Source organism: Acidobacteriota bacterium, assembly GCA_028875575.1.
Lineage (GTDB): Bacteria > Acidobacteriota > Terriglobia > Versatilivoradales > Versatilivoraceae > Versatilivorator.
This window is the reverse complement of record JAPPDF010000003.1, coordinates 47850-73277: the sequence shown is the minus strand read 5'-3', so window position 1 is coordinate 73277 and position 25428 is coordinate 47850. Positions and strand designations below refer to the sequence as shown.

Below are 25428 nucleotides of genomic sequence, written 5' to 3'. Positions count from 1 at the left end.
TCAAAGGGTCGAATTCAGATAGTCGATCCATGTTGGCCAAGGAACGCCGGAAAGTCAATAGGGAGGTACGGCGGGAGGTACGACGTTGGCCAAGACGCTCAGCGGCTGGGGCTCTTCTTGACCCTCTGGAAGGTCTCCATGGCCTGACGGGCCAGCTCCGGTTTCCCGGTTTCGCGGTAGAGCTGGCCCAGCAGGTAGTGGCCGTCGGTGAACTCGGGGTCCATCTCCACGCATTTCCGGGCAGCCTCCAGGGCCAGGTCGGGATTGCCCAGGCCCCGATGGGCCTTGGCGATGGCGTAGCTCAGGTCGACCGGATTGACCTCATCCTGCTTCAACCGGGAGAGATGGGTCAACGCGCTTTCGTACCGGCTGATCTTGACCAGCCACTCCCCCAGCTCCAGCCGGGCCTGGGCGTGGGCGGGGTGGAGCTCGAGTTCCTTCTCCAGCCCCCGAATGGCCCCCTGCACGTCACCCAGGTTGGAATGAAGCATGGACAGATGGTAGTGGAGCCAGGGGTACTCGGGATCCCTTTCCAGCACCGCCTCGAACTGCCGCTTGGCTTTCAGGTGCCGGTTATGCTCGTAGTAGGTGCGGCCCAGATGGAGGCGGGCCTTGAAGTGGTCGGGGGCGAGCTTGACGGCCCTCTCCAGGGATTCCAGGGCTTCCTGCTCGGTTCCCAGCACCACATTGGTGGTGACGTCGCGTCTGTCCAGTCCCAGCGTGGACTTCCATGCCATTTTCTCCTGCAGCAGCAGGGCGGCCAGGCGGTAATGGAATTCAGCATCGTCCGGCCGGAGGCTCAGGGCCTTGCGAAGCTGAACCCCGGCTTCGCTGAACTGTTGCAGGTCTGTGAGGATCACACCATAGAGCAAAAGATGGTCGGCATTCTCCGGATCTTCCTCCACGGCCTTCTGGGCCGAGAGCATGGCCATCAGATTCTGCTGCTTGTCATGCCACTCCTTGGCCTCCCGGTAATGGGGGGACTCCGCCCCCAGCCGGGGACTGAAAAACCAGACCCAGAGAATCAGGAACACCGGCAGCCAACGGTCCAGCGGCTTGGGGCGCACGCCACCCGGATTCCGGGGCAATTCCCCGACTCCCCGCTTTCCCGGACGGCAGCCCGCGGATGGAGTCCGCTCGAGACTCTGTGAGTCCTGGCGGGCAGCCGCTCGGGTTGGACCACCATTCTCGAGAGGCACCCACTTGGATTGTGGATTTGAGGCAAATGCAGTCGTCATAACTTCCCAATCAACGAGCAGCAATCAGCAACCGACAATTCATTGAGCCTTTTGCAAAATACGGCCGGGCGACCTTTGCCGGGAATGGCCACAAAAGGCACAAAACCCAATTTGTGACTATTGTGCTTTTTGTGGTCAGACAGCATTTTTCACCAGGTCGCACCGATATTGAGAAAGGCAGAACATCACGTTTGCGGGCAAAATGACCCGCCCCGCTGCGAATTTTGCAATAAGCTCCATCAGCCTTGCGGTCCGAGGCACGGCCTCACTACTTGTCCCGCTCAAGACGGCCTCCTTCCTTGAGCCGATATCTCCGGTTGGCGGAGACGTCTGTAAATCTTTGCGCGCTGCCGCTCGGCCAGCGCACCTCCAATGACTTGACCTTTTTGGCTTTGCCCAGGCCGAAGTGCGCTCTCAGGTCATGAGTCGATTGATAGCTGGACCCTCCCCGGACCTCCCGGATCTGGACCCCCGTCTCGGTCAGGGCAGTCACTCGCGCCCCCACGGCGCTGCGATTGCTTTGGACGCCCTCCAGGCGCAGGCTCAGCCAGCGTCGTCTGCTGCCCCCGTCGTTCCGCAGCAGCCAGGGATTCCCATCCAGATTGCTGACGGCCACGTCGACATCCCCATCGTTGTCATAGTCGGCAAAGGCGGCTCCCCGACTGGACCAGAGCTTGACCCGGTCGAGCCCGGCCATGACCTCGCGGAATCTCCCGTTGCCCAGGTTCCGGAAGAGCTGGCTGCGCTGGTAGTAGCGATGACCCATCTCGTAGCGGTCCACCTGCGGAAACAGGTGCCCGTTGGCAATGAACAGATCCTCCCAGCCGTCGTTGTCGAAATCCACGAAGCCGGTCCCCCAGGCCAGGTAGGACCAACTGGGGAAGGCCAATTCAGCCAGGTGGCTGACATCGCGAAAATTTCCGTCGCCCAGATTGCGATAGAGGGTGTTGTAGTCGTCGACAAAGTGGGTGATGAAGATGTCCAGCAACCCGTCGTGGTCGTAGTCGCCGAAATCGACGCCCATGCTGCCCTGGGCAACGCCGTCGTCGGAATAACCGGATCCGGAAAGCAGTGCGACCTCGTCAAAGGTCCCGTCTCCCTGGTTCTGAAACATGAAGTTGGCCATCTGATCGTTGGCCACATAGAGGTCCAGATCCTTGTCGTTATCGTAGTCGGTCCACACCACCCCGAGTCCGTAGGAGGGCGTCACCCCTCCCACTCCGGCTTTTTCGGTCACATTCTCGAAGACTCCCTGACCATTGTTGCGGTAGAGGATGTCACCGTCGCAGGGCAGACCCAGGGGACCGCATTGCACGGTCATGCCACGATAGTGGCAGTTCATGGCGGGCGGATTCTTGTGGTCGAAGGTGACGGTGTTGGCCACGTAGAGGTCCAGGTGGCCATCGCCGTCATAGTCTCCGAAGGCGGCGCTGACCGCCCAGCGCCCGTCTCCGACTCCGGCTCGATCGGTGACGTCGGTGAAGGTTCCGTCGCCGTTGTTGCGGTAGAGGGTGTTGGGTCCGTAATTGCACACGAAGAGGTCCGGCCAGCCGTCGTTGTCGTAGTCCGACGCGGCCACGCCCATGCCCCACCGGTCGCCGCCGACGCCGGCCTTCCCGGTGACGTCGGTAAAGGTGCCGTCACCGTTGTTGCGGTAGAGAGCGTTGGAGACGCTCCGCTTGCCCTGCAGCAGTTCCTCCCAGTGGCCGCCGTTCACCAGGTAGAGGTCCTGCCAGCCGTCGTTGTCGTAGTCGATCCAGGCGACACCCCCGCTCATTCCTTCCAGAATGTAGGTCTTCTCGGCGCTACCGCTGAAGTGCTGAAAGTCGACGCCGGCCTGCTTGGCCACATCGACGAAGGTCATGGCGATCGGCTTCCCGTTGGCTGGAGAATCGCCGGCTCCGTGGCGGGGAACGGTTGCCGACAGAAGCAAGAGCAAAGGGATCAGGATGGCGAAATTCAGGTGCTGATTCATTATGCTCCCATGGCAGGCCGCAGAAGGCGGAACCGGCCGGCCACCCCGCCGGACCTGTCCACCCCGCAAGGAGGCCTCTCGCCGGCCCCTTCCGGTTCCCGGCTATCTTACACTGAATCGCCGCCGCCCGGAGGATATTGGCCGCCGCTGACCCTCAGTTCGAAGCGACCGTAGGTCGCCCACTCACAGCTCACCCTGGTGGGGCTTCTCCCATTCGCCGCTGAACCCGGACACCCCCTGAACCCGGCACAGCCCCTTCGCCAAGTCGAAGTCCGCCTTGACCCCGTTGGCGTAGGCGACCTGCTGCAGCGTCCTCTCGGCATTGAGGAACCGGTGGGAAACCATCTCCGACCAGGCGATGGCCCGATAGAAGGCGCGCCAACGCTTCAGCCACTCCAGCCGGGCTTCCATCCTGGGGTCGTCCCAGTCGACAATCGGCACCTGGGTGAAGGCAGTGCCCGGATGGGCGTCGCTATAGGGCAACATCCAGTTGTAGGCCGGAGCCGCCCCGAACAACAGTTCGTACAGCCGCGGCTGCCGGTCTTGGGGCCAGTCGTAGCGACCGTAGCCGCCGCCCGAAAAACAGCCGGCAAAACATTCGTGGAAGACCAGTTGAAACAACGGAATGGGCTCTCCCACCCCCAGGATCTCCGAGGACCAGCCGAACCGGAAAAAGAAGAAGTCGCACTCAGCCATGGCCCAGAACCTGGGCAGTTCCGCTCCCGCGATGATTCCGCGGCGGCGCGCCTCCCGAAAACTCTCCAGCATTCTTTGGATGGCCATCCGCCTCGGCAGCGGATGGCTGCTGGAGTGGTCCTCGGGCACGCCGGCATGGGCCGCATAGCCGTCGAAATAGAGGGCATCCAGTTGAAAGCCCCTGGCCAGGAGGCTGTCCAATGCCTGCCGGGTCAGCTCCGGCGCGAAGTAGGGACTGATCTGAGGCCAGCGGCGCGGCTGCCCCGCCTCGTCCAGCGCACGCTTGGCGGGATCGTAGGAAGGGGCCCCGGGAGCGTACTGGGTCGGATTGATCATCACCTTCACCAGGGCGCCCTCGACACCGGCGGCCCTGGAGAGACGTACCAGGCGCTCCCATCCACCCGGGATCGGATTCTCTTCCAGCATGAAGGCCTGCCAGGAAGCGGTGGCGTTCCAGATCTCTCCCCGGCTGGCGTCGTATCCCCCCGTGCCCCACTTGGGAAAGAAGAAGTTCACCGGCAGGTCCCGGGACCGGAATTCCCGCAGGTCGCGCAGGGATTTCCGGTCGGCGTCGGCCTGCCAAAGGATCCGATATTCGATCCCGTCGATATACCGGCGCAGCGCCGGGACCTCCTCCGCCTTTTCTTCCAGCGTGCGCAGCAGTCCCCGGGCCTTGGCGTAAGCGCGGTAGCCCTTGGCGATGCCGACGTGGTCCATTCCCCGGGCGAACCGCATCAGTGACCTGCGCGGGTAGGAGAGCCGCCCCAGAGAGGGCAGCCAGTTGAAATCCAGAGTGGACCGTTCTCCCGGCAGATGCTCCACTGCAACGCTGCAATCCCACCAGGTCTCCACGATCTGGTAGAGGCAATCCCGTTTCCGGTTGACCATGCCGAAGACCGGCAGCGTGTAGCGGTACCCGATAATGTTCTGGCTCCTTCGCGTGTTTCCACCCACTGCTCCCGGCCGGGCGAAGTAGTCGTCCAGGGACCCCAGCTTCCTGTCGGTGTCGGCGGGAATGAGATAGCCCGATCCGTGAGGGACCACCAGGTACCCCCCGGCCGCCGTGGGCTTCTCCAGGCAATAGAGGTGGTCAACCTGCTTCAGGCGGTCCGCGCCACCCTCCTGGCGGACCTCGATAAGCAGTTCGTCGCTGTCGGGATCGAGCGCCAGCACCAGTGCCAGCACCAGGTCCGACCGGGGGAACCGGCTCAGCCGAATCAGATAGCCTCGGTGGGCGCCGTCGCTGAAGGCTTCCTCCTGCCGGCGGCCGGCTGTTTCGAAAGTGGCCCGCCTCTCTTGGCCGGAACCGGAAGAAACCCATACCGCTTCCGGTTTTTTCCGGGTGGAGGTCGTCCAGACGGGCTGCCCGTCGCCGTCCGCGATCGTCAAGCCCAGGTCGGGCCGGAGCCTGACCGATACCTGGCGCCCCACCAACTCCAACCCGGGATCGACCCGAGGCTTGGCCTGCAGTCGACCGATCCTCCCCAAACCCGCCAGGGCGCCGGCCTGCAGGAAGCCCCTGCGGCTGATCCCGACAAGGCGGGATGCCCCCGCCAAACGATTCCCGTCCCCCTGTTGACCGCCGGTCATGAGATTGTCCTCCTGCTGCGGCCGCATTCGCTTGATTCCGCATAGCGCCGCTGCTTTTGTGCTCAGGCAATTATAGAGCGTAAGGCAATGAATCCGCCGCACCGGGTGCCTACCTAAGCTGTCTAACCACAATAAGCACATAAAGTCACAAGTTGTGTTTTTGTGCCTCTTGTGGCCATTCCCGGCAACGATCCCCCTGGCGAACTTTGCAAACGGCTCTGGCGCCAGTGTCGAGCCGCATAGGGGGGCGGTGGGTGATCGTGGCGTGGGGCGGTGCCGCTCTGGAGGGGGTGTGCGGCCGGGGAGGCGGCTTTTATTTCGCCGCATACGCGGCTAGGTTGGCGCGGGATCAGACGACCCCGGGTTGACACCCGGGGCTACCCTAAGCCGCAGCTACGCTGCTCTATAAGGATGGCCTGTAGGGGACATCCAGCCGGAATTCCGACTCCAACCGCAGCTTCGCAGCTCTCACCTAACCCACAACACTGTGGGGGGACGGGTCTTTTCAAATAGATTACTCCCGGGCTGCGGCCCGGGAGTTCCCGTAAGCCGCGAGGCGGCGGCAGCGGCCTGGCGCAGGAGCGCGGGAGCAGCGCCTGCGACCCACCATCGACCTCTGCCTGCCTGTGCTACAATCGGCCCGTCCTGGGTCCCGGGGAGGATTCGTGTCCAAGCCGTTCTACCGACCGCGCCGCCTGCGGAGCAGCCGGCGGCTGCGCGCCATGGTGCGCGAGACCCGGCTCTCCCCGCTCAACTTCATCTATCCCCTCTTCGTCTGTCCGGGCGAGGGTGTTAAGCGGGAGATCCCCTCCATGCCCGGGAACTACCACTATTCCGTCGATCGACTGGTGGAGGAGTGCCACGGGGTGCGTTCTCTGGGAATCCCGGCCATTCTGCTTTTCGGGATTCCGCCGTCAAAGGACGAGGAGGGCAGGGGGGCCTACGACGAGGAGGGGATCATCGCCTCGGCGGTGCGCGCCGTCAAGACGGCCGAGCCCGACCTGTTGGTCATCACCGACGTCTGTCTCTGCGAATACACCTCCCACGGCCACTGCGGCAGCCTGCGCGACGGAGACGTCGACAACGACGCCACTTTGGAACTTCTAGCCCGAACCGCTCTGGTTTACGCTCAGGCCGGCGCCGACCTGATCGCCCCTTCGGACATGATGGACGGCCGCGTTGAGGCCATTCGGGAGAGGTTGGACGACCACGGATTCGAAAAGATCCCGATCCTGTCCTACGCCGCCAAGTATGCCTCCGCGTTCTACGGGCCCTTCCGGGAGGCGGCCGGCTCGGCCCCTCAGTTCGGCGACCGGCGTTCCTACCAGATGGACCCCGCCAATCAGCGGGAGGCCCTGCGCGAGGTGGCGCTGGACATCGAGGAGGGGGCCGACATCGTGATGGTCAAACCGGCCATGCCTTACCTGGACGTGATCTATCGGGTCAGGACGGAGTTCGATCTGCCGGTGGCGGCCTACCAGGTCAGCGGCGAGTATTCCGCCCTGGTGGCCGCCCACAGAAACGGCTGGCTGGACGAGGCACAGACCATACTGGAGTCGCTCACCTGCATCCGGCGGGCCGGAGCCGACTGGATCATTACCTACTTCGCCAAGTCGGCCGTGAAGCTCCTTGAGAGGGAGGCCGCCTCCGGATCCTAGGCGGGAGACCCGGTCCAGTCGCTTTCACCTGCCAGGCCTGCTCCGACCATTCCAGGGAGGAAACTTGTATCGGAAATCCCAGCAACTCTATGAGAGAGCCCGTAAGTTCATTCCGGGAGGAGTCAACTCGCCGGCCAGAGCCTTCCGCGCCGTGGGAGGCAACCCCCTGTTCATCGATCGCGGCAAGGGAGCCCGCATCTACGACGTGGACGGCAACGGCTACCTGGACTACGTGGGCTCCTGGGGACCGCTCATTCTGGGCCACTGCCACCCGGAGGTGACGGCGGCCCTGGGAAGCGTCCTAGAGACCGGCACCAGCTTTGGCGCCTCCACCGAACGGGAAGTGGAACTGGCCGAGCTGATTCACCAGGCCTTTCCGTCGGTGGAGAAGGTGCGGCTGACCAGTTCCGGCACGGAAGCCAGCATGGCTGCCCTGCGGTTGGCCCGCGCTTTTACCGGCCGTCCCATGATCCTGAAGTTCGAGGGGTGCTACCACGGCCACGGCGACAGCCTGCTGGTGAAGGCGGGGTCCGGGGTAGCCACCCTGGGTCTGCCCGACAGCCCCGGCGTTCCTGCGGAGCTGGCTCGGCTGACCCTGACCTGCCCCTTCAACCATCTACCCGCGGTCGAGGAAGCCTTCTCCCGGCACAAGGACAAAATCGGGGCCGTGATCCTGGAGCCGGTGGTCGGGAATATGGGTTGCGTCCCCCCGCAGCCCGGCTTCCTGGAAGGTCTGCGGGCCATCACCCGGAAGCACGGCGCCCTGCTGATCTTCGACGAGGTGATGACCGGCTTCCGCATCGCCTACGGCGGCGCCCAGGAACGCTTCGGAGTCCAGCCGGATCTGACCATCCTGGGCAAGGTCATCGGGGGAGGCCTACCGGTCGGAGCCTACGGGGGGCGAGACGAGATCATGGGCCGCCTGGCGCCGACCGGGCCCGTCTATCAGGCCGGCACCCTCTCGGGGAACCCCCTGGCGGTGACCGCGGGATTGACCACCCTGAAGATTCTCAAACGGCCCGGAACCTACGAAGGGTTGGATCGACTGGCCAACCAACTTTGGGTCGGACTGACCCGGGCAGCCAACCAGGCCGGTGTCTCCGTCCGTGTCAACCACGTCGGCAGCATGTTTACGGTGTTCTTTACGCCGGAGGATCCCGGCACCGAACCGGTTCAGCCCGGTGAGGGCGCCGGCGCCCCGGTCACCGACTTCCCTTCCGCCAAGCGGTCCGACCCGGACCGCTTCTCGCGGTTCTTCTGGGACATGCTGCAGCGGGGAATCTATCTGCCCCCCAGCCAGTTCGAAGCGGCTTTCCTCTCCACGGCACACACCCCTGCCGATATCGACGAGACGGTAACTGCCGCGGCCGAGGTCTTTGCCGACTGGTCTCGCTGAAGAGGCCGCTCCCGATTTTATTTGAAGGTGCCGGAGAGGTTGGGCGTCCGGAGGCGCCCCGTCCCTTTCGACCGGGCACCTACAGAGATTCCTCCGACCATGGGCCTCGACCCTGTCGACTACGCCATCATCGCCGTCTACCTGGTGGGCGTGGCCTGGGTCGGCACCCGAATCGGCGGCCGCCAGCAGTCTTCCCGAGACTATTTCCTGGGCGGCCGGGCCCTCCCCTGGTGGGCGGTGGGGCTCTCGGTGGTGGCCAGCGAGACCAGCACCCTGACCTTCATCAGCGTTCCCGGACTGGCTTACCAGGGGAACCTGCACTTCCTGCAACTGGCCTTCGGTTACTTTGCCGGACGCTGCCTGGTCGCCCTCTTCTTCATCCCGGCCTACTATCGTGGAGAACTGGAAACCGCCTACGACTTCATCGGCAAGCGGTTCGGCCTGCCCCTGCGCCGGCTGACCTCCTTCGTCTTCATCGTCACCCGCGTGCTGGCGTCGGGGGTCCGCCTGTTCGCTTCCGCTATTCCCCTCCATCTCATCACCGGCCTGAGCTACCCGGCAAGCATCCTCCTGATTGGAGTCTTCACCCTCATTTACACCTATATGGGAGGGCTCAAAGCGGTGGTGGCCATGGATGTGGTGCAGACATTCATTTACCTGGCCGGGGCCGGCGTGGCCATGGTCCTCATCCTGAACCACCTGCCCCATGGGTGGCAGGACGTGGTCCGCTTCAGCACCGCCTCCGGCGCGGACAAGCTCTCTCTGCTGAACCCCTACGGGGGATCGGGTCTGATGGAGTGGCTGACCTCTCCCTACACCCTGGCCGGAAGCCTGTTGGGGGGGATCTTTCTGACCATGGCTTCCCACGGCACCGACCAACTCCTGGTCCAACGCCTGCTGGCCTGCCGAACGGCCCGGGAGAGCCAAAGGGCCCTGCTTCTGGACGCTGCCGTCATCGTGCTCCAGTTCGCCTTCTTCCTGGTGCTGGGGCTGTGCCTGTTCGCCTTTTACGGCGGCGCCGAGGTCACCCAACTTGGATTGAAGAGTTCCGACCAGGTATTCCCAAAGTTCATCGTCGAGCAGCTCCCCAGCGGGCTGGCCGGCCTGGTCATCGCCGGCGTGCTGGCGTCCGCCATGGGGACCCTCTCGTCGGCCATCAGCTCCCTGGCCTCCTCCACCTACCTGGACCTGTTTCGTCATTCCAAACGAGCCCGCGGCTTCAGCCCCCGGCAGGAGATGTTCTGGTCCAGGACCTTCACCCTGTTCTGGGGGCTGGCCCTCATCGGGGGAGCCATGCTCTTCACCGACACCCGCAACCCGGTGGTGGAGCTGGGGCTGCGCATCGCCTCGGTGACTTACGGCAGCCTGCTGGGAATTTTCTTTTTGGGGCTTCTGTCCAGGCGGCCCAAGCCCGGCGACGCCCTTGCCGGTTTCCTGGCCGGCATTATGGCCATGGCCCTGGTCCTGACCCTGACACAGGTCGACTACACCTGGCACACCTTGATAGGCTGCCTGGTCACGGTCGGGGTGGGCCACGCCCGGGCCAGGCTGGGAAGGTGACCGGATCCCGGGAATCGGCTTTGAGCCCTGTTTACACCTCGAGGTGTTCGATGACGAGGCCCCGAAAGCGGTCGAAGTCGCGATCTTCCGTCAGAAGCCGGGAAATGCCATTCTCTCGGCAAAGCGCCACGATCTGAGCATCGAACGCGACGTTGCCAATCGCGTTTGCCTCGCGGACTGCTTCCATCAGGAGCTCCGGATACGCGGAACCGGGACAAAGCACGGTCAGACTCGGCGAGGCAAGCAGCCTGGTCAGCGCCTCGCAGGCTTCGTTGGCGGAGTAGGGAGGATTGAACAGCCTGGGGTGGGTGATGACGCGAATGAATTCGCCGATGCAAAACACCGGGATACCCCAGCGGGCGGGGGACTCGGCGAGGGCGACGACACGGGCGTGAGCGACGAGATGCTTGGGCGACTCCGCGCGATGTGCATGAATAAGAATGTTGGTGTCGACCGCAATCAATCGACCCCCTCCATCCGCTCGTAGAGGGCGTCCCGGTCGTCCAGATTGACCCCGGCAACCGCACGGCCGCGCTTGGTTAGCAACTTCGCCCGAAAACGACGCGCCGCGTCGCGGGGGCCGGCTTCAAGGTAGTCTCGCAGGGCGCGTTCGATCAGTCGCGTCAGGGTCTCCCCTTGCTGAGCGGCACGGATCTTGGCGGTGCGGATCAGGTGGTCGTCAAAGTTGAGAGTCGTTTTCATACAGATATCTGTATCACCATAGCCAGATTTCTGTCAACGTCTTTCCAATGAAAGAGGCCCAGACAAAGGCTCCCCCGGTTCAACTCCCCATTGACGACGTGCTCTTGTATTCGGATCCATGATCAGAAAACTCTACCTGGTACTGGGACTTGTGTCTCTTTCGATTGGATTCGCAGGGATATTCCTGCCCCTGGTTCCCACCACCCCGCTGGTGTTGCTGGCGGCCTTCTTTTTCTCCAGGAGCTCGCCTCGGATTCACGGTTGGCTGCGAGCCCACCGACGTTTCGGACCCATTCTGCGCGACTGGGAAAACGGACAGGTGATCCGCCCGGGGGCCAAGGCCGCCTCGGTGGTGCTGATGTCCGGACTGGTCGGTTACAGCGTGTGGTTCGTGGTCCGCTCGCCCTACCTTCAGGCGCTGCTCATCCTGATCACCCTCAGCGTGTCCCTGTTCGTTCTCAGCCGTCCCTCGACACCGCCGGCTCGAGGCTCTTAGTAGCCAGGGTGCGCCACAGCCTCGGAAATTGAGCTTGTCAAGGTTGAAGGAGGCGTGCCACAATCCCCGGCGAGGATTTCAACCCGGATCGGGGCGCTTAACTCAGCGGTAGAGTGCCATCTTCACACGGTGGAAGTCACAGGTTCAAATCCTGTAGCGCCCACCATCCCTTTCTCCCGAAACACCTCATTCTAAAGCCCTCCCGCCTTCAGGCGTCCACACGGCAAGCTTCCTTGCCGTTGGCGGCCATGGGCGAATGGAGTGCGTTCCGCCGGTTGCTTCCGGCGGCGCACAGTCCTCATTCGGAGGTACCCGCTCGAGGTCCGGGAATTGCGTTGACAGCCCTTCGCACGGCCCGATAACATTTCTTGTTTTCGCCCGCAGAACCGGTTTTCGACAGTCCACTGGCAATGACCTCCCAACTGCTCACGCCCGCCAATCAGATCACCATTCTGAGAATGGCCTTCATACCGGTGTTCGTCAACCTTCTGCTCTACAACCAGCTCGGCTGGGCCTTCTTCGTCTTCCTGCTGGCGGGGGTTACGGATGGCCTGGACGGCCTGATGGCCCGGTGGCTGCAGCAGAAGACTTCCCTGGGAGCCCTGCTGGATCCCATCGCCGACAAGCTGCTGCTGACCACCGCTTTCGTCGTCCTGTCCATCAAGGACCTGGAGTTGCCCAACCTGATACCGCTCTGGCTTACCATCCTGGTCCTCAGCCGGGATGTTTTTCTGATCGTGAGCACACTCATCATTCTGTTGATGACCGGTCATCGAAACTTTCCTCCCTCCATTTACGGAAAGGCCGCCACGCTCATTCAGATCGTAACCCTGACCCTGGTGCTGCTTTTCAACTACCTGGAGACCGTTCCCCAGTGGCTTTGGGTGCTTTACCCGGTCACGGGAGCCATTACGGTCTTCTCCGGACTGCACTATATCTACAGGGGGAAGAGAATGGTCTCCGAGGGGCCGGCTCCGGCCTGAGCCCCGCGCGGGATCCGCTCCGCCCATCCGCCATGCCCGAAAACCGGTCCACTACGGGAGTCGCCGTCGATAGGGTGGAAGAAGGCTCCATCGCTCAGGAAGTGGGCATCGAACCGGGCGACCGCCTGCTGTCCATCGACCGCCGTGAAGTGAAAGATGCCCTGGACTTCCGCTACTTGAGCTCATTGGTCGATCGGGAACTGACTCTCTCGGTGGCCAAGAAATCCGGAGAGCTTTGGGATATCGAGATTGAAAAGGAAGAGGACGAAGACCTGGGTCTCGAGCTCGAGCCCATCCAGACCCGGATCTGCAAGAACAACTGCATCTTCTGCTTCGTGCACCAACTGCCGCGCGGCAAGCAGGTTCGCCGCACCTTGAGGGTCAAGGACGAGGACTTCCGGCTCTCATTCCTGTTCGGCCACTACCTGACCCTCACCAACCTCTCCGAAAAGGACTTTCAGCGGATATTCGAGCAGCGGCTCTCACCCCTCTATGTTTCCGTCCACGCCACCGAACCCGGGCTGCGCCAATATCTGCTGCAGAACCGCAAGCCCGACGACCTTTTGGGAAACATGCGACGCCTCATTCAGGGCGGCATCCGGCTGCACACCCAGATCGTGTTGATGCCGGGGATCAACGACGGAGCCCACCTGGAAAGAAGCATCGCCGATCTGCTGGAGTTTTATCCCCAGGTGATGACCCTGTCGATCGTCCCGGTCGGACTGACGGACCACCGCCAGGGGTTGCCCCGATTGACGCCGGTCGACGCCGACTATGCCCGCAAGACCATTGCCCATGTCTCCGCCATCCAGGAGCGCATTCGGGAGTCCCACGGCACCCCGTTCTGCTTTCTGGGAGACGAGTTCTTCATCATGGCCTCGCAGGCCATTCCGCCCCGTTCCCACTACGGCGATTTCCCCCTGGTCGAGAACGGGGTGGGCATGGTGCGGACCTTTCTGGACGAGTTCCACCGGGAGATGGAAAACCGGTGGGAGCCGCCCACGGCCTCGATTCGCGGGACGGTTGCGACCGGCAGGATCTTTCATCCGATCCTGAAGAACTGTATTGAAAGAATGAACGCCGCTCTGGGAACCGACCTGCGGTGCGAGCTGGTGGAAAACCGCTACTTCGGCGGCGGGATCACCGTGGCGGGGTTGCTGACGGGGTCGGACATTTTCGCCTGCCTGAACGGCCGGGTTCACGGAGACTTCGTCGTCATTCCCTCCGAATCCATGACGGGGGAAGACGGCCTGTTTCTGGACGACTGGGTGCGGGCGGACCTGGAAGAACGACTGGGCGTGCCCGTGCGGGGCGGCGGCTTCCACCTGAACGAATTCTTCGAGGCTATCCTGCAGGGAGCGGAAACAGGAATGGAAGCAAATCCGGTCAGGGCAGGCCGTTGAATCAGGATTCGAAGACGCTGTGCTTGAGTCCTCGCTTGGCCTGGTTCAGGGCGGAATGAATGCTGAGAAACTCACCCACGTTCTCCATGGTCAACAGACCCGACAGGCGACCGTTTCGGATCACGGGCATGGTGCGGCACTTGCACTTTTGCAGACGGGCAAAAGCCAGCTCCAGCATTTCGGTGGCCTCCACCATTTGAAAATCCCGCCGCATTACCGAGGACACCGGGGTGCTCAAGCCCTGCTTGGCCAAGGCGACCAGCAGGTCGGATCGTGTCAGGACTCCTACCACCCGGTCGCTCTCAACCACCGGAAAGTCCTGCTGAGAGCCGGCCAGAATCTCGTCCACTGCCTGGCCCAGGGAGTCGTAGGGAGAAAGCGTGCGAAACTTGGTGACCATGGAATGGCTTACCGGAATCCCGCCCATGGCCGACCTCATCCCCACCAGGGATGCTTCCTGCTGGGCTCCCATCCAGACGAACAGGGCCACGAACAACAGGAAAGGATTCCAGGAATAGAGTCCGATGAATCCAAACAGAAAGGCCATGCCCTGACCGAGGCCGGAGGCGATCTGGGTGGCCCGCAGGTAGTCCATCCTCATGGCCAGCAGGGCCCGCAACACCCTGCCGCCGTCCATAGGGAAGGCCGGCAGCATGTTGAAACCGGCCAGAATGAGGTTGACCGCCATCAGAATCGGCAGAAACGAACCGAAAGTGAGTTGATCGAAGGCGATACGATCCAGAGCCCCCCACTGATCGGTTACCGTCAGCACCGCGGCCAGCGCCAACGAAATGACGATGTTGACGGCCGGGCCGGCCAACGCCACCCAAAGTTCCTGCCAGGGGTCCTCCGGCATCCGCTCCAGGCGGGCCACTCCCCCGATGGGCAGGAGCGTGATATCCCGGGTGGCGATCCCGTACCTGCGGGCGGTCAGGGCGTGACCGAACTCGTGAAGCACGATGCAGACGAACAGGGCAAGAATGAAGAGGACTCCCGACAGGGCCGCTCCGGGCCCTCCCGCCTTCCAGTGGACAATGGCGAAATAGCCGATGATCAGCAGGAAGGTCGCATGGATGTAGACCCCGATGCCCGCGTATTCTCCGATTTTCCAGGACCACTTCATGGGAATCCCGTTCCCCGGTAAAGACCATCGCCGGCGATTCCAGGCCAAACCGCCCGGCGATCCTGACCCGTTCCGGCGAAAACCATTTTAGACGTGTCGGGGCCGGTTCGCCACTCGGCCTGCGGCTGCAGCGTGGGACAGCCCTGTATTGGCATTTTTCGGATGATGGATTCAACCAAGCGGCACGAAATGCGGGAAGCCCCTTCCACTCACAGGATTTCAGGAGCCTTGCTGATGGCACTGGCCACCCTGCTGGTGACCGGCATGGTGATCTGTGTTCGAATGGTCCCCGGCCGGCTGCACCCCTTTCAACTGGCTTTCTTCCGCAACTTTTTCGGACTGGCGGCGCTGGTCGCCTGGCAGGCCGGCAGCGGCCCAGCGATCCTGAAGACCCGCCGGCTCCGGCTTCACCTCGGCCGAGGACTCTTCAATCTGCTGGCCATGCTGGCCTTCTACTCGGCCGTATTCATCACCCCGATGGCCTCCATCGCGGCCCTCAACTTCACTTCGCCCCTTTTCGCCTCCCTGCTGGCCATCCTAGTGCTGAAGGAGCCCTTCCGGCTGCGCCGGCTGGTGGTGATCGCCATCGGAATGGCGGGCGCCGCCATCATTCTGCGACCCGGGATTCAGGCCATCGGTTGGGGACCGCCGCTCATCCTGTTTTCAGCCATGATGTGGGCGGTCTCGCTGATTTTCATCAAGGCGCTGTCCCGCACCGATTCCAGCCTGACCATCGCCACCTACATGGTGATTGTCACCACTCCTTTTTCTCTGCTGGCGGCCGTCCCGGTGTGGCAATGGCCCGGCGGCGAGCAACTCTTCTGGATGCTGCTGGTGGGTCTGCTGGGATCCGCGGGACAGATCTGCCTGGCCCAGGCCTTCAAGATGGCCGAGGCCTCGTCGGTGCTTCCCTTCGACTTTCTGCAGTTGATCTGGGCCGCATTGCTGGGTTTCCTGGTCTTCGGAGAAGTGCCCGACCGCTGGGTATGGCTTGGAGGGACCCTGATCTTTATCAGCTCCACCTACCTGGCCCTCAAGGAATCGGGAAGCTCGGAGGTCTCCGTCCCTTGAGACCCGAGACGTGCTCGAATGCCGTTGGCGGGTGACGGGGCTTGTGTCAGAATTGGGATCCCTCAGCGGGTGGAACAAATTGCGAAACGAGGTCGAGCGCCAATGAAACTCAAGAACAAAGTCGCCATTGTCACCGGTTCATCCCGCGGTATCGGCCGCGCCACAGCCATCGAGCTGGCCAGGAACGGCGCCGACGTCGCCGTGAATGCCTACAGCCATCCGGAGGAGGGGCAGGAAGTGGTTCGGGAAATCCAGGCGCTGGGACGCCGCTCCTTCCTGTTTCAGGGAAGCGTGGCCGATCGGGCCCAGGACGAAGCCATGGTCCGGGAGACGGTGGAGAGGCTGGGACGGCTGGACATCATGGTCGCCAACGCGGCCTACAGCATCCGCAAGCCCTTCCTCGAAATGGAGGTCGAGGAGGTGGAGAAGACCTGGGGCGTGACGCTGTGGGGCGTCTTCCACTGCTGCCAACTGGCCGCCCGCCAGATGGTGAAGCAGGGAGACGGCGGCAGCATCGCCATCGTAAGCTCGGTGCACGCCTTTCGACCCTACGCCCTTTCCACCGCCTACAACGGCGCCAAAGCCGCCATCAACCACATGGCGGCGACCTGGGCGGCCGAGCTGGCCCAATACAGGATCCGGGTGAACGTTCTGGAGCCGGGCTGGATCGATACTCCCGGAGAACGCGCCTACGCCTCGGACCAGCTAATCAGGGAACGGGGCAGCAAGTTGCTGATGGGTCGCCTGGGCACCTCCGAGGAGATGGCCAAGGCCGTCCTGTTCATGGTTTCGGAAGCGGATTCCTCCTACATGACCGGAAGCTGCCTCCGGGTGGACGGAGGCTTCGTGCTGCCCAAGCCGTGATTAGTGGTCAGTGGCCAGTGATTGGCAGTTCCCCCGCCCTGCCTGGCGGATCTTACAGGGAGAAACAGGGGCCTCTTACGAACCCGGGAGACTGCCCCCCCACCGGTTCGACTGCGGTCGGAGCTTTCGGGGCGCCGCGTTGGCCCCCCTCCGGCTCGGCTGCAGGCTGCGGCCCGGTCGAAGGGACGCCGCGTTTGCCTCGCCGACTCCCCCTCAAGGGGGGAGTGATAGTGTTCTACTGGAAGCCTTGTGCTGGAAAGAATCACTCCCCCCTTGAGGGGGAGTCGCAGAAGCCGAGCCGAATGGCGAAGGCTGATGCGGTGAGGGGCTAGCCGCGCCGCCGTCCCATGCGACGGGGCGGCTCATAAGGGACGAAACAGGGGTGTTTCAAACAACCGACCCTTCCGATTACTCGGAAACGACTCCTGGCACCACCGACAATCTCCCCGAGCAGCAGGAACTGGGAGAGCTGACGCCGGCCATGGAGCGCCGTAACGGCATCCTCTTCTTCTGTTCCTACGTGCTGATCTACCTGGCCGCCCCGGTGACCTATATCGGCATCGTCCAGGCGGCCCTGTGCGACAAGCTGGGCGCCAGCTACGCGGTTGCCAGCCTGCCCGCATCCCTCCATCTGCTGGGCGGACTGGGGCCGCTGGTCTGTTCCTGGCTCATCCCCTACCGCCTGGAACGGGCCACAGTGGTCTGGTCCTACGGCATCAGCACCGCCGTGTTGGCCGCGGTGGGGACCACGCTGCTGCTGCCCCTCTCCAACGCGGTCCGCATCGCGGCTCTACTGGCCCAGGGCCTCATCCAGGGGGTTTCCAACTCGGTGGCCCACGCCTTCGGCTTCCAGTGCCTGCGCCGCGGGACCACCACTCCCGGAAGAGCCAGAATCTTCGGCATCGCCTTCGGGTTCACTCCCCTGGCCGCGGTGGTCGGTTCCCTGGGCGCCCAGTTCGTTCTGAACCGGGGACTTCCCTTCCTGGAATATCCCCTGGACTTCGCCTTTCTTTACGGAATCGGCGTGCCCTGCATGGCCACGGTCTCCTTTCTCAGCAGCCGCTACCAACTGGTTCCGGTCAAGGAAAAGGAACAGCGCCCGCCCTTGCTGCCCTATCTCCGCCGCAGCGTCGGGGCCTTCTTCTCCTCCCGCCCCCTGGCCCTGACCTGGATCGCCTACGTGCTCTGGTACTTCTCGCTTTCCTCCATGCCCAACCTATCGCTCTACACCAAGGTAGCCATGGGGAGGGAACCGAGGGAGTTTTCGGGACTGGTGATGGCCCTTCGCTTCGGATTCAAGTCGGTGGCCGGGTTCCTGCTGGGATTCCTGGCGCTTCGCAGGGGAATCCGCTCTCCGGTGACCACCACGGTTTTGCTGGTGGGAGCCGGGATCGCCTGGGCCTGGCTGGTGCCGGGCTACGGCTACCTGCTTTCCTTCGGGTTGCTGGGAGCGGGAGAGCTGGGGGGAGCCTATCTTCCCAATTACGTTGTCAGTATGTCGCCGGCGGCGGAGGGAGCCCGCAACATGTCGGTCATGGCCCTGGCTCCGCTGGCATCCAGCGTGGCTCCCGCCACCCACGGAGCCCTCACCGACGGGTTCGGATTCCCCGCCAGCTTCGGCTTTGCCATCGCCACCATCCTGGCGGCGCTCTGGCTGGTTTTCCGGCTGCCCATCATCAGACCCGCCAAGCCGAAAGGCTGATACGACCGGGCGACGATCCGCCAAGGATCAAACAGAGGAATCCACGAAGGAACACGAAGAACGACGAAGGGCCACTAAGGCGTTTAGGTTAACCGCGACGGGCACGACCTGATACCAAGGTTGCAAACTGAGCTCTAAAGTCCAACTGTCCGCTCAGTACTGGATGGGCGAGTCTTCGAAATTCCGATGGTGACGGTAGTCGATGTGGCAGTCCACATCCACCACGTTGACAGGTCCACTGATCTTGGGATCCCGCTTGACCAGGGTCACACCGACCTGGTTGGTTCCCTTCCTGGGGTAGTGTTCGGGAGGCAGATGGTATTCCAGGATGTAGCCGTAAGGCCCGATGGCCATGTTCTTCAGAACCCTGAAGTGCAGATCGACGTCGTTTCTGATGGCATCCGGCAGGGTCCGGCCATTGAGGCTGACGGCCATCTGATCCAGGGAGGGCTCGATGGAGGTGACCCGGACCCGCAGCCGCACCGATTTGACCCTTCCCAACGCCTGCCAGCGGGACAGGTCGTCGGCCACGGCCAGGGGCAGGTTTACGGGCTTCCCCTCGGGCAATCTCTGGGGAAGGATCGGATCCTGAATCGGGAACAGCGGCTCGGGGTCCCCCGTGCTACGGGCCAGAGAACGGACCCGATAGTTCTTGTCGGCGGTGGCCAGTAGCTCCGGGTGCCCCAGCAAGCGGAGCGTTTCGTACTCCGCCGCCGTCCAGGGCCAACCGTTCGGCACCCATCCCCCGGTGCTCAGCCCGAACCCGTCGGCTCCCTTGTCGTAAGCCAGGGATGCCGCGCCCCAGAGCATGGGTGCCGTCGCCGTGCTCTCCAGTTGACGGCCCAGGTAGCTGGCGATCCCCGCCAGCACCCGGCAACCGGTTCCCCGGGTCAGCTTCACGGCCGCGGACAGGTCCAGATCCTGATCGAACAGGAGCACGTTGTTCCTGGGAGTCTCCTTCTTGTAGGGACTCATGCAGACCAGTCCGTCCACCAGTTTTTCCGACACCCAGGTCTCCACTTCAAACCCGGGAATCCTCCACATGGAAGGGGGACCCGCGGGGATCCGAATATAGACCCGCTTGCGCCGGCCCTGAGACTGCTCGGCCTTTTGGGCCGCCTGCCTGATGTCCCGGATCCACTGCGTCAGGACAGGAGCCAGTTGAGCCACTTCGCCGAAACGGCAGAAGGGGCCGAATTCGTTGTCCAGTGAGAGATCCAGCTCGATCCCGTCGGACTCGTAACGGGTCAGCAACTCCTCGAAAATCCGGAACCGCTCTTGGCGCACCTCGGCGTGGAGAAAGTTGAGCCGCCCGGTGCCGAACATGCGTCCCAGGAACTTCGCCCGGGGATGATCGTCCTCGCCCACGTAGAACTGGGGGTTGTCGAACACGAATTCGGATTTTCTGCCGTATCCCCGCTCCGACTCCTCGCCTCCCCCGATGATGCAGACCGGACAGGTGGGAATAAACCAGATCCCCTTCTGGTGGCAGCGCTCGGCCAGGATCCGCATGGGGTCGTTGCCGTCGGCCACCAGTTGCTGGAGATTGCGGGAGGCGCGGTAGAAGATCGGGTGGACCCAGACGTCCACGTTGTCGCCCCACATGCCGGCCACCTGGCTGCCGTACTGGACGGCGCCGCCTTCCAGTCCCGCCGAATAGAGCAGGGTATCGACGCCACTGTCGACCAGTTGATCCACGGCATAGGTCAGATCGGCCGCCTCCAGCGGCGGGGCGAACTGATAGAGCCCGGAGTAGTGGCGCCCGTCGTCATAGAAGAAGACCCTGGGTTCGCCGTCCTTCCCCTCCGCTGAGGCTCCCTGGTCGTGCTTCGCGGCCGAGGACGCGGCCGGCGGGGCCAGGGCGGCGCCGGGAGCCGCCATGCCCAGAGCTTGCAAGAAATGTCTGCGCTTCATGGTTGGTCGCGGCCCGACAGATTCCGTGGAACCGTCAAGGCCACTCCTCCTTTCTCAAGTCAATATTCGATGGGCCGCGGCTCGAAATGCCGGTGCAGCCGGTATTCGATGGAGCAGTCCACGTCCTGAACTTCAAACAGGAGATCCACATCCGGGTCTTTCTCAAGCAGGGTCACCTTCACCACGTTTTCCCCGGGCTCCGGAAAATACTCGGGGGACAGCCGGTACTCGTAGATCTGACTGCCCTGGTAGGCCACACCTTCCTTGATGAAGCGGTAGTTCAAGTCGGTGATTTGCAGCATGGAGTCGGGCAGCGGCTTGCCGTTGAGCTCGATCCTCAACCGGTTGAGGGAGGGCTCCAGGTTGTTGATGCGGACCCTCAGCCTTGCAGACCTCAGGCGGTCCAGGGCGTGCCAGCGGCGGAGATCGTCGGCAACCCGCAGCGGCACTTCCTGGGGCTGCCCCACTTCGAGCGGCTTGGGGAGCACGGGATCGAACCCCGGCAGGCCCGATCCGAAATTCCCGGGATTGCTGGGCTGGTCGCGCACGTGGTAGATCTTGTCGGCGGTTTCCAGCAACTCCGGGGACCCCAGCGGACGCAGCGCGTCCTCCATGTGTTTCAGAAAGGCCAGTTGCTGGCTTCGGACCATGTCGTTGATTCCGAATCCGGCCGCTCCCTGGTGGTAGGCGTTGGCGGCGGCCGCCCACAGCAGCCGGGCGGTCGGCTTGTCGTCCCGCCGCTTCTTCAAGGTGGTCCCGCACTCGACCAGCAGCCGGCAGGAAGTTCCCCGGGCCAGCGAAACCACCTCGGAAATATCGATGTCCTGGTCGAAGACTTCCGGGTCGGTCGAGGCGCAGATCAGTCCGTCCAGCAGCCCCTCCGAAATCCATTCCGGCACCTCCAGGCCCGCGGCTTTCCAGGCCCGGGGGTTGGCCGGGATTCGCATGTAGACCCGCTTGCGCCGGCCCTGTTCCCGCTCGGCCTTCCCGGCAATGGCCTTCAGGTCCTGCAGCCACCGGGTGAGCAGGGGCGCGCACCGGCTCACCTGGTCGAAGCGGCAGATGGGAAGCACCTCGGAGTGCACCTCGACGCCGTCGGTGGTGTAACGGGAGAGCAGTTCCTCGAAGATGCGGAGACGCTCTTCCCGCACTTCCGGATGGATAAAGTTGAGCCGGACCGGGGAGATATGCCGGGCTCGGGGGTCGTCATCCTCACCCACCCGCAGGTGGTCGCTGTCGAGCACGAAGTCGGAGAGGCGGCCCGTGCCTCGGGCCTGCTCGGCAGCCCCGGCCCCGAGGTTGAGGTGCGCGCTGGCGAAGAACAACATCCCCTTTTCATGGCAGCGGTCGCAGAACAGCTGGGGTCGATCCCAACCCTCACGCACCAACTGGCGCACATGCAGTCCGTCCCGATAGTTCACCGCATGGTTCCATTTGCGCACGTTGCTGCCGTGCATCTGTCCGACCCTGGTTTCGTAAATGCACATCCCACCGCGGGGGGCCAGTTGGAAAATGAGGGTGTTCACCGAGGTTCCGGCAACCAGGTCCACCGTCTTGGTCACATCCGCCTTGGTCAGGGGCGGCGCGATCCCCGACATGTGGTGAAAGTCCTCCCGCAGGAACACGCGAGGCTCGTCCGGCGCCGCACCGTCAACCTGGCGCGCGGCAGCCAGGCCTCCAGCGGCCGAAACCATGGATGCGGGTGCGGCGGCGCCCACCCTCTGCAGAAACCGCCTGCGATTCAACATGATGTTTCACCTTTCCCGAGAAATGCGGCCTAGCCGGTCTCGGCGTCGACGTCGCCGACATAGGTATTGGACAGCTTGGCGTAGTCCTCCCGGACCGGACTGAAAATGTCCAAGGCCCGCACAGGTCCCCCCACGGCCACGGCCTTGTGGTAGACGTTGGGGGGAACCAGGAACATCGACCCCGCCTCGCAGACCCGGGTCTGGTTTCCGATCGTCATCTTCAACTTGCCCTCCAGCACGATCCCCCCCTGCTCGTGGGGATGGTTGTGCAGAGGTACCGTGGCGCCTTCCTCGATCTCCAGGTAGGAGAGCATGAGATTTTTGCCGTAGGGGGTTCGGAGGCGGACTCCGGGCTGAAGCTCGAGGGCCGGAAGCTCCTTGATGTCGATAAAGGGCATGTCGTCTTCTCCTTCTTGTCAGGTTGTTAGATTGCGGCCAAGGCGACCGGTCGTCCTCAACACGGGATGCTCCACGACCGGCGCTGACCTCCAATCAATGACTGCTCAGCCGCCCAGGGCCTGATGCACCTCGTCCAGCCACACCACCATCTCGGCGGTGGCGTCGTTGCTGCTCATCTCGCCGAATTTCCAGCAGCCGTCCTCGGCCTGAGAGGCCAGCAGATTGTCGCCCACCCGGGTTGCCATCTCCGCGTATTTCCTCTCGCCGGTCAGGGTGTAGAGGTTGGAGGCGGCCCAGGCCACCTTTCCGGCACGCAGACTCTTGTAGTTGAAATCGCTGGCAATCTCGGCCAGCCTCAGGAAGTCCTTCGCCAGGCGGAGCCACTCCCCCTGCCCGGTCGCCTTGTAGAGGTTCGCCAGAAAGCCGGCGGCGATACCGGGATGAAAGAAGTACTCGTCCCGCTCGGCAGAGGCGTTCAGAACGAAACGGATCTCTTCCTCCGGATCGAAGTTGGATTGGAGACCGCCCGCGCGGCTGTAGACCGAATAGAGCTGCTCCGGGTAGTTGGGCTGCAGCCCCATCAATCGCTTCATCCAGCGGCCGACCCCGAGGCTCTCCCGCATCCGGCCGGTGTAGAGGGCGGCCTGGCCGCCTCCACTCACCACCCAGAGGTCCTGCAGGACCCGAGCGGTCCTCTGGATGGGGCTGGAATAGAATCCGCCGCTCTCCTCATCGTAGAAGCGCAGCACGAAGTCCATGCCCCTTTGAGACAGGTCGAAGTGCCCCTGGCGGTGGGCCGCGATGATGACCCAGATGTTGTAGTAAATGTAGTAGTACCCGTTGGTTTCCGGCAAGCGGGGCCCGAAGTCTCCGTCCCGGCCCTGCCCGTGCCGGCGAATCCAGTCCAGCAGGCGGTTGGCCTCGGCGCTGGCCCCGCTGACCATCAAGGCCAAGGGGACCTTGTAGTAGTCCGCCAGCCCGCGTTCAGGCGAACCGAAGCCCCCGTCCGGCCTCAACTGTCGCATCAGAAAGCGGCAGCCTCTGTCACGGCCCTTTCGGAAACGGTCCTTGGAATTCTCTTGTGACTCCATGCAGCATCACCCTAGGTGGAGCGACCTCCATCAGATCAGGTCCTGCCAGCAGGTGGGGTCCACCAGCGTCCGGTCGGACAAAGCCATCCCCGCCATGGCCGGCATCACCGCCTCCGGCAGCGAGCCTCGGGAAAGGCAGGAAACATTGGACTCCAGCTCGGCCTCATTCTTCAGTCCCATCAGGACCGACGAGATCTCCGGAAGGGAAAGGCAAAATCGCAAGGCGGCCTCGGCCAGACCGTCCACCTCGGGACCCAGGACATGCAGGATCTTCGAGGCCTGCTCCCGAAGCGGAGCCAGCCGTTCGGGCAGGAAATCGATCTGAGGCGTGAGTACCCCCCTCAAGAATACGGACCGCACAAAAATGCCCACTCCCTTGCGGGCAGCTTCCGGAAAGACTCGCCGCCTCATTTCCTGATTGAGCAGACTGAAGGGAACCTGCAACACCTGGAACAGCGGGTCTTTCAGGACCGCCAGGGCGTCCTCCTCCCCATAGCAGGTGGCTCCCGCCAGCCTGATTTTCCCCTGGGACCGGGCTTCCTCCAGCGAATCCCGGATGGCGGACTCTCTCAACATCTTCTCGGTCGCGTTGTGGATATAGAGCAGGTCGATGGAATCCGCCTGAAGAGCCCGCAGACTGGATTCAATCGAACCGAACACATGGCCCCGCTGCGCAGCAGCGTCCATGTCGACGACCGGACCATCGAAGATCACCTTGCTGGAAATCCGAGGTCTGGGAGACAGGTCCTTCAGAGCTCGTCCGATCACCTCCTCGCTGTCGCCATAGGCCCGAGCCGTATCCAGCCAATTGATCCCCCGATCCACACACCGGCGAATCAAACGGATCGAGTCCCGAACAGCAGGCCGGGAATACTGCGGCGAGCCCTTGAACCCGTAGTCCAGGCCGATCTCAGCCGTCCCCAGAGACACCTCGGAGGCCGTCAACCCGGTTTTTCCCAGCTTGCGAAGTCTCATGGCCGGCCGCGATCTCAAGTCCCGGCAGCGTTCCGGGACTGCTTCTAGGAAGGGGGTAAGTGTCCTGTCTCAGAAATAGGATTACCATCTCCGATGGAGGTTCCACCGGGAAACGGTCGTTAGGAGAAGCTCGCTGGGTTTCAGCCAACAGGCACCGTTGTGCTCTCCCCATTGGGAACCTCCATCGGCCCTCCGGGTTCGGGCGGAACGGCACCGTCTTCGTCGTCGCTCCTCCTCACAATGAAAGAGCATTGCATCGTCGTCGCTCCTAGAATCCGGCGCCGTTGCGCTCCGAAACATGGCAACCCTATTTCTGAGACAGAACACTAATCTGCCTGCGGCTTGCCGAAGAAGAGGACGACTCTCAGGGGTGAAGTCCCGTTGTTCTCGAAGCCGTGGGGCACCCCCGCAGGCACCAGGATGGCATCCCCGGCGGCGACGTCCACGTGGTCGTCTCCGATCCACATCCTTCCCTGGCCCCGCGTGAAGTAGTAAATCTCCTCCAGAGCTCCTTCTCCCTCGTGGGTATGGGCGCCTTCGCTGGTCCCCGGATCGAGTTCCCAGACGTGGAAGCGGGTCCCCACGCGGCTCTCGTTGTCAAAAAAGGACCGAATCCGAATGGCGCCCCGGCCTTCGTGGACCCCCTCCACCAGCCGAATCCCGGTCGAATCGTTTTCCTTGAAGTACATGGTCGAAGTGAACCTCCTTGGGCCAAAGGCGAGAAATTGTAACAGAGTGCCGTCAGGAAACTCAATTTGGAGGGAGCAATCGACTTCACGCTGGCCTCCCGATTCCAATCTCCTTAAAATGGAGCCTTTCGTTGCCGCCAGGAACAGGAGGTTTT

Annotated in this window: 21 protein-coding genes and 1 tRNA gene; 10 read left to right on the top strand and 12 right to left on the bottom strand. The window is 63.1% G+C overall.

The window, feature by feature from the left end:
• Positions 1–98: 98 nt before the first annotated feature.
• The 3 genes from OXI69_00900 to OXI69_00890 form a co-directional block, all read right to left on the bottom strand.
• A complete protein-coding gene (locus tag OXI69_00900; protein MDE2664687.1) occupies positions 99–1088 on the bottom strand; it encodes a tetratricopeptide repeat protein in 990 nt (329 codons plus the stop codon).
• A gap of 418 nt (positions 1089–1506) precedes the next feature.
• Entirely contained in the window at positions 1507–3213 is a 1707-nt protein-coding gene (locus OXI69_00895; protein MDE2664686.1) for a CRTAC1 family protein, read from the bottom strand.
• 183 nt (positions 3214–3396) lie between these two features.
• A complete protein-coding gene (locus OXI69_00890) occupies positions 3397–5526 on the bottom strand; it encodes a DUF5696 domain-containing protein (protein ID MDE2664685.1) in 2130 nt (709 codons plus the stop codon).
• 638 nt (positions 5527–6164) lie between these two features.
• Here OXI69_00890 and hemB point away from each other — a divergent pair.
• The 3 genes from hemB to OXI69_00875 all read left to right on the top strand — a co-directional run bounded on the left by hemB (position 6165) and on the right by OXI69_00875 (position 10113).
• Complete coding sequence (hemB, locus tag OXI69_00885) at positions 6165–7157, top strand: porphobilinogen synthase (GenBank protein MDE2664684.1); 993 nt, start codon at positions 6165–6167, stop codon at positions 7155–7157.
• 64 nt (positions 7158–7221) lie between these two features.
• Positions 7222–8553, top strand: coding sequence for a glutamate-1-semialdehyde 2,1-aminomutase (gene hemL / locus OXI69_00880; protein ID MDE2664683.1), 1332 nt, complete (start codon positions 7222–7224; stop codon positions 8551–8553).
• Positions 8554–8652: 99 nt separating this feature from the next.
• Positions 8653–10113 carry a sodium:solute symporter gene (locus OXI69_00875; GenBank protein ID MDE2664682.1) on the top strand — a complete coding sequence of 487 codons (1461 nt, stop codon included), beginning with the start codon at positions 8653–8655 and terminating at the stop codon, positions 10111–10113.
• Between the two features lie 31 nt (positions 10114–10144).
• Here OXI69_00875 and OXI69_00870 read toward each other — a convergent pair whose 3' ends face one another.
• Positions 10145–10576, bottom strand: coding sequence for a PIN domain-containing protein (locus OXI69_00870; GenBank protein MDE2664681.1), 432 nt, complete (start codon positions 10574–10576; stop codon positions 10145–10147).
• On the bottom strand, positions 10573–10815 hold the full coding sequence (locus OXI69_00865) for a hypothetical protein (protein MDE2664680.1): 243 nt from the start codon (positions 10813–10815) through the stop codon (positions 10573–10575). Before OXI69_00865 ends, OXI69_00870 begins: the two co-directional genes overlap by 4 nt.
• Before the next feature lie 118 nt (positions 10816–10933).
• Here OXI69_00865 and OXI69_00860 point away from each other — a divergent pair, with 118 nt between their 5' ends.
• The 4 genes from OXI69_00860 (at position 10934) to OXI69_00845 (ending at position 13697) form a co-directional block, all read left to right on the top strand.
• On the top strand, positions 10934–11311 hold the full coding sequence (locus OXI69_00860) for a YbaN family protein (GenBank protein ID MDE2664679.1): 378 nt from the start codon (positions 10934–10936) through the stop codon (positions 11309–11311).
• Between the two features lie 91 nt (positions 11312–11402).
• Positions 11403–11477: transfer RNA gene (locus tag OXI69_00855), tRNA-Val, on the top strand.
• Between the two features lie 244 nt (positions 11478–11721).
• Positions 11722–12294, top strand: coding sequence for a CDP-alcohol phosphatidyltransferase family protein (locus OXI69_00850; GenBank protein MDE2664678.1), 573 nt, complete (start codon positions 11722–11724; stop codon positions 12292–12294).
• Between the two features lie 32 nt (positions 12295–12326).
• Entirely contained in the window at positions 12327–13697 is a 1371-nt protein-coding gene (locus tag OXI69_00845; protein MDE2664677.1) for a DUF512 domain-containing protein, read from the top strand.
• A 1-nt stretch (position 13698) separates the two neighbouring features.
• Here OXI69_00845 and OXI69_00840 read toward each other — a convergent pair whose 3' ends face one another.
• On the bottom strand, positions 13699–14820 hold the full coding sequence (locus OXI69_00840; GenBank protein ID MDE2664676.1) for a site-2 protease family protein: 1122 nt from the start codon (positions 14818–14820) through the stop codon (positions 13699–13701).
• 189 nt (positions 14821–15009) lie between these two features.
• On the opposite strand from OXI69_00840, the gene OXI69_00835 reads away from it, so the two are divergent.
• From OXI69_00835 to OXI69_00825, 3 genes are all read left to right on the top strand, one after another.
• On the top strand, positions 15010–15891 hold the full coding sequence (locus OXI69_00835; GenBank protein MDE2664675.1) for a DMT family transporter: 882 nt from the start codon (positions 15010–15012) through the stop codon (positions 15889–15891).
• 102 nt (positions 15892–15993) lie between these two features.
• Positions 15994–16755, top strand: coding sequence for an SDR family NAD(P)-dependent oxidoreductase (locus tag OXI69_00830; protein ID MDE2664674.1), 762 nt, complete (start codon positions 15994–15996; stop codon positions 16753–16755).
• Between the two features lie 382 nt (positions 16756–17137).
• Positions 17138–18457 carry a hypothetical protein gene (locus OXI69_00825; GenBank protein MDE2664673.1) on the top strand — a complete coding sequence of 440 codons (1320 nt, stop codon included), beginning with the start codon at positions 17138–17140 and terminating at the stop codon, positions 18455–18457.
• A gap of 153 nt (positions 18458–18610) precedes the next feature.
• Here OXI69_00825 and OXI69_00820 read toward each other — a convergent pair whose 3' ends face one another.
• The 6 genes from OXI69_00820 to OXI69_00795 form a co-directional block, all read right to left on the bottom strand.
• Positions 18611–20371: a hypothetical protein gene (locus OXI69_00820; GenBank protein ID MDE2664672.1), complete on the bottom strand. Its 1761-nt coding sequence runs from the start codon at positions 20369–20371 to the stop codon at positions 18611–18613.
• A 59-nt stretch (positions 20372–20430) separates the two neighbouring features.
• On the bottom strand, positions 20431–22119 hold the full coding sequence (locus tag OXI69_00815; GenBank protein ID MDE2664671.1) for a hypothetical protein: 1689 nt from the start codon (positions 22117–22119) through the stop codon (positions 20431–20433).
• Between the two features lie 29 nt (positions 22120–22148).
• Positions 22149–22517 (bottom strand): cupin domain-containing protein, encoded by a 369-nt coding sequence (locus OXI69_00810; protein MDE2664670.1) that lies wholly within the window; start codon positions 22515–22517, stop codon positions 22149–22151.
• A 105-nt stretch (positions 22518–22622) separates the two neighbouring features.
• Positions 22623–23609, bottom strand: coding sequence for a hypothetical protein (locus OXI69_00805; protein ID MDE2664669.1), 987 nt, complete (start codon positions 23607–23609; stop codon positions 22623–22625).
• 30 nt (positions 23610–23639) lie between these two features.
• A complete protein-coding gene (locus OXI69_00800; protein ID MDE2664668.1) occupies positions 23640–24584 on the bottom strand; it encodes an aldo/keto reductase in 945 nt (314 codons plus the stop codon).
• A 326-nt stretch (positions 24585–24910) separates the two neighbouring features.
• Positions 24911–25273: a cupin domain-containing protein gene (locus OXI69_00795; protein MDE2664667.1), complete on the bottom strand. Its 363-nt coding sequence runs from the start codon at positions 25271–25273 to the stop codon at positions 24911–24913.
• Between the last annotated feature and the right edge of the window lie 155 nt (positions 25274–25428).

Excerpts from the sequence above, each read along its gene's own strand:
- OXI69_00895 (MDE2664686.1), bottom strand. The coding sequence starts at position 3,213 with ATGAATCAGCACCTGAATTTCGCCATCCTGATCCCTTTGCTCTTGCTT.
- OXI69_00890 (MDE2664685.1), bottom strand. The coding sequence starts at position 5,526 with ATGCGGCCGCAGCAGGAGGACAATCTCATGACCGGCGGTCAACAGGGG.
- OXI69_00875 (MDE2664682.1), top strand. The coding sequence starts at position 8,653 with ATGGGCCTCGACCCTGTCGACTACGCCATCATCGCCGTCTACCTGGTG.
- OXI69_00865 (MDE2664680.1), bottom strand. The coding sequence starts at position 10,815 with ATGAAAACGACTCTCAACTTTGACGACCACCTGATCCGCACCGCCAAG.
- OXI69_00860 (MDE2664679.1), top strand. The coding sequence starts at position 10,934 with ATGATCAGAAAACTCTACCTGGTACTGGGACTTGTGTCTCTTTCGATT.
- OXI69_00850 (MDE2664678.1), top strand. The coding sequence starts at position 11,722 with ATGACCTCCCAACTGCTCACGCCCGCCAATCAGATCACCATTCTGAGA.
- OXI69_00845 (MDE2664677.1), top strand. The coding sequence starts at position 12,327 with ATGCCCGAAAACCGGTCCACTACGGGAGTCGCCGTCGATAGGGTGGAA.
- OXI69_00840 (MDE2664676.1), bottom strand. The coding sequence starts at position 14,820 with ATGAAGTGGTCCTGGAAAATCGGAGAATACGCGGGCATCGGGGTCTAC.
- OXI69_00835 (MDE2664675.1), top strand. The coding sequence starts at position 15,010 with ATGCGGGAAGCCCCTTCCACTCACAGGATTTCAGGAGCCTTGCTGATG.
- OXI69_00830 (MDE2664674.1), top strand. The coding sequence starts at position 15,994 with ATGAAACTCAAGAACAAAGTCGCCATTGTCACCGGTTCATCCCGCGGT.
- OXI69_00820 (MDE2664672.1), bottom strand. The coding sequence starts at position 20,371 with ATGAAGCGCAGACATTTCTTGCAAGCTCTGGGCATGGCGGCTCCCGGC.
- OXI69_00815 (MDE2664671.1), bottom strand. The coding sequence starts at position 22,119 with ATGTTGAATCGCAGGCGGTTTCTGCAGAGGGTGGGCGCCGCCGCACCC.
- OXI69_00810 (MDE2664670.1), bottom strand. The coding sequence starts at position 22,517 with ATGCCCTTTATCGACATCAAGGAGCTTCCGGCCCTCGAGCTTCAGCCC.
- OXI69_00805 (MDE2664669.1), bottom strand. The coding sequence starts at position 23,609 with ATGGAGTCACAAGAGAATTCCAAGGACCGTTTCCGAAAGGGCCGTGAC.
- OXI69_00800 (MDE2664668.1), bottom strand. The coding sequence starts at position 24,584 with ATGAGACTTCGCAAGCTGGGAAAAACCGGGTTGACGGCCTCCGAGGTG.
- OXI69_00795 (MDE2664667.1), bottom strand. The coding sequence starts at position 25,273 with ATGTACTTCAAGGAAAACGATTCGACCGGGATTCGGCTGGTGGAGGGG.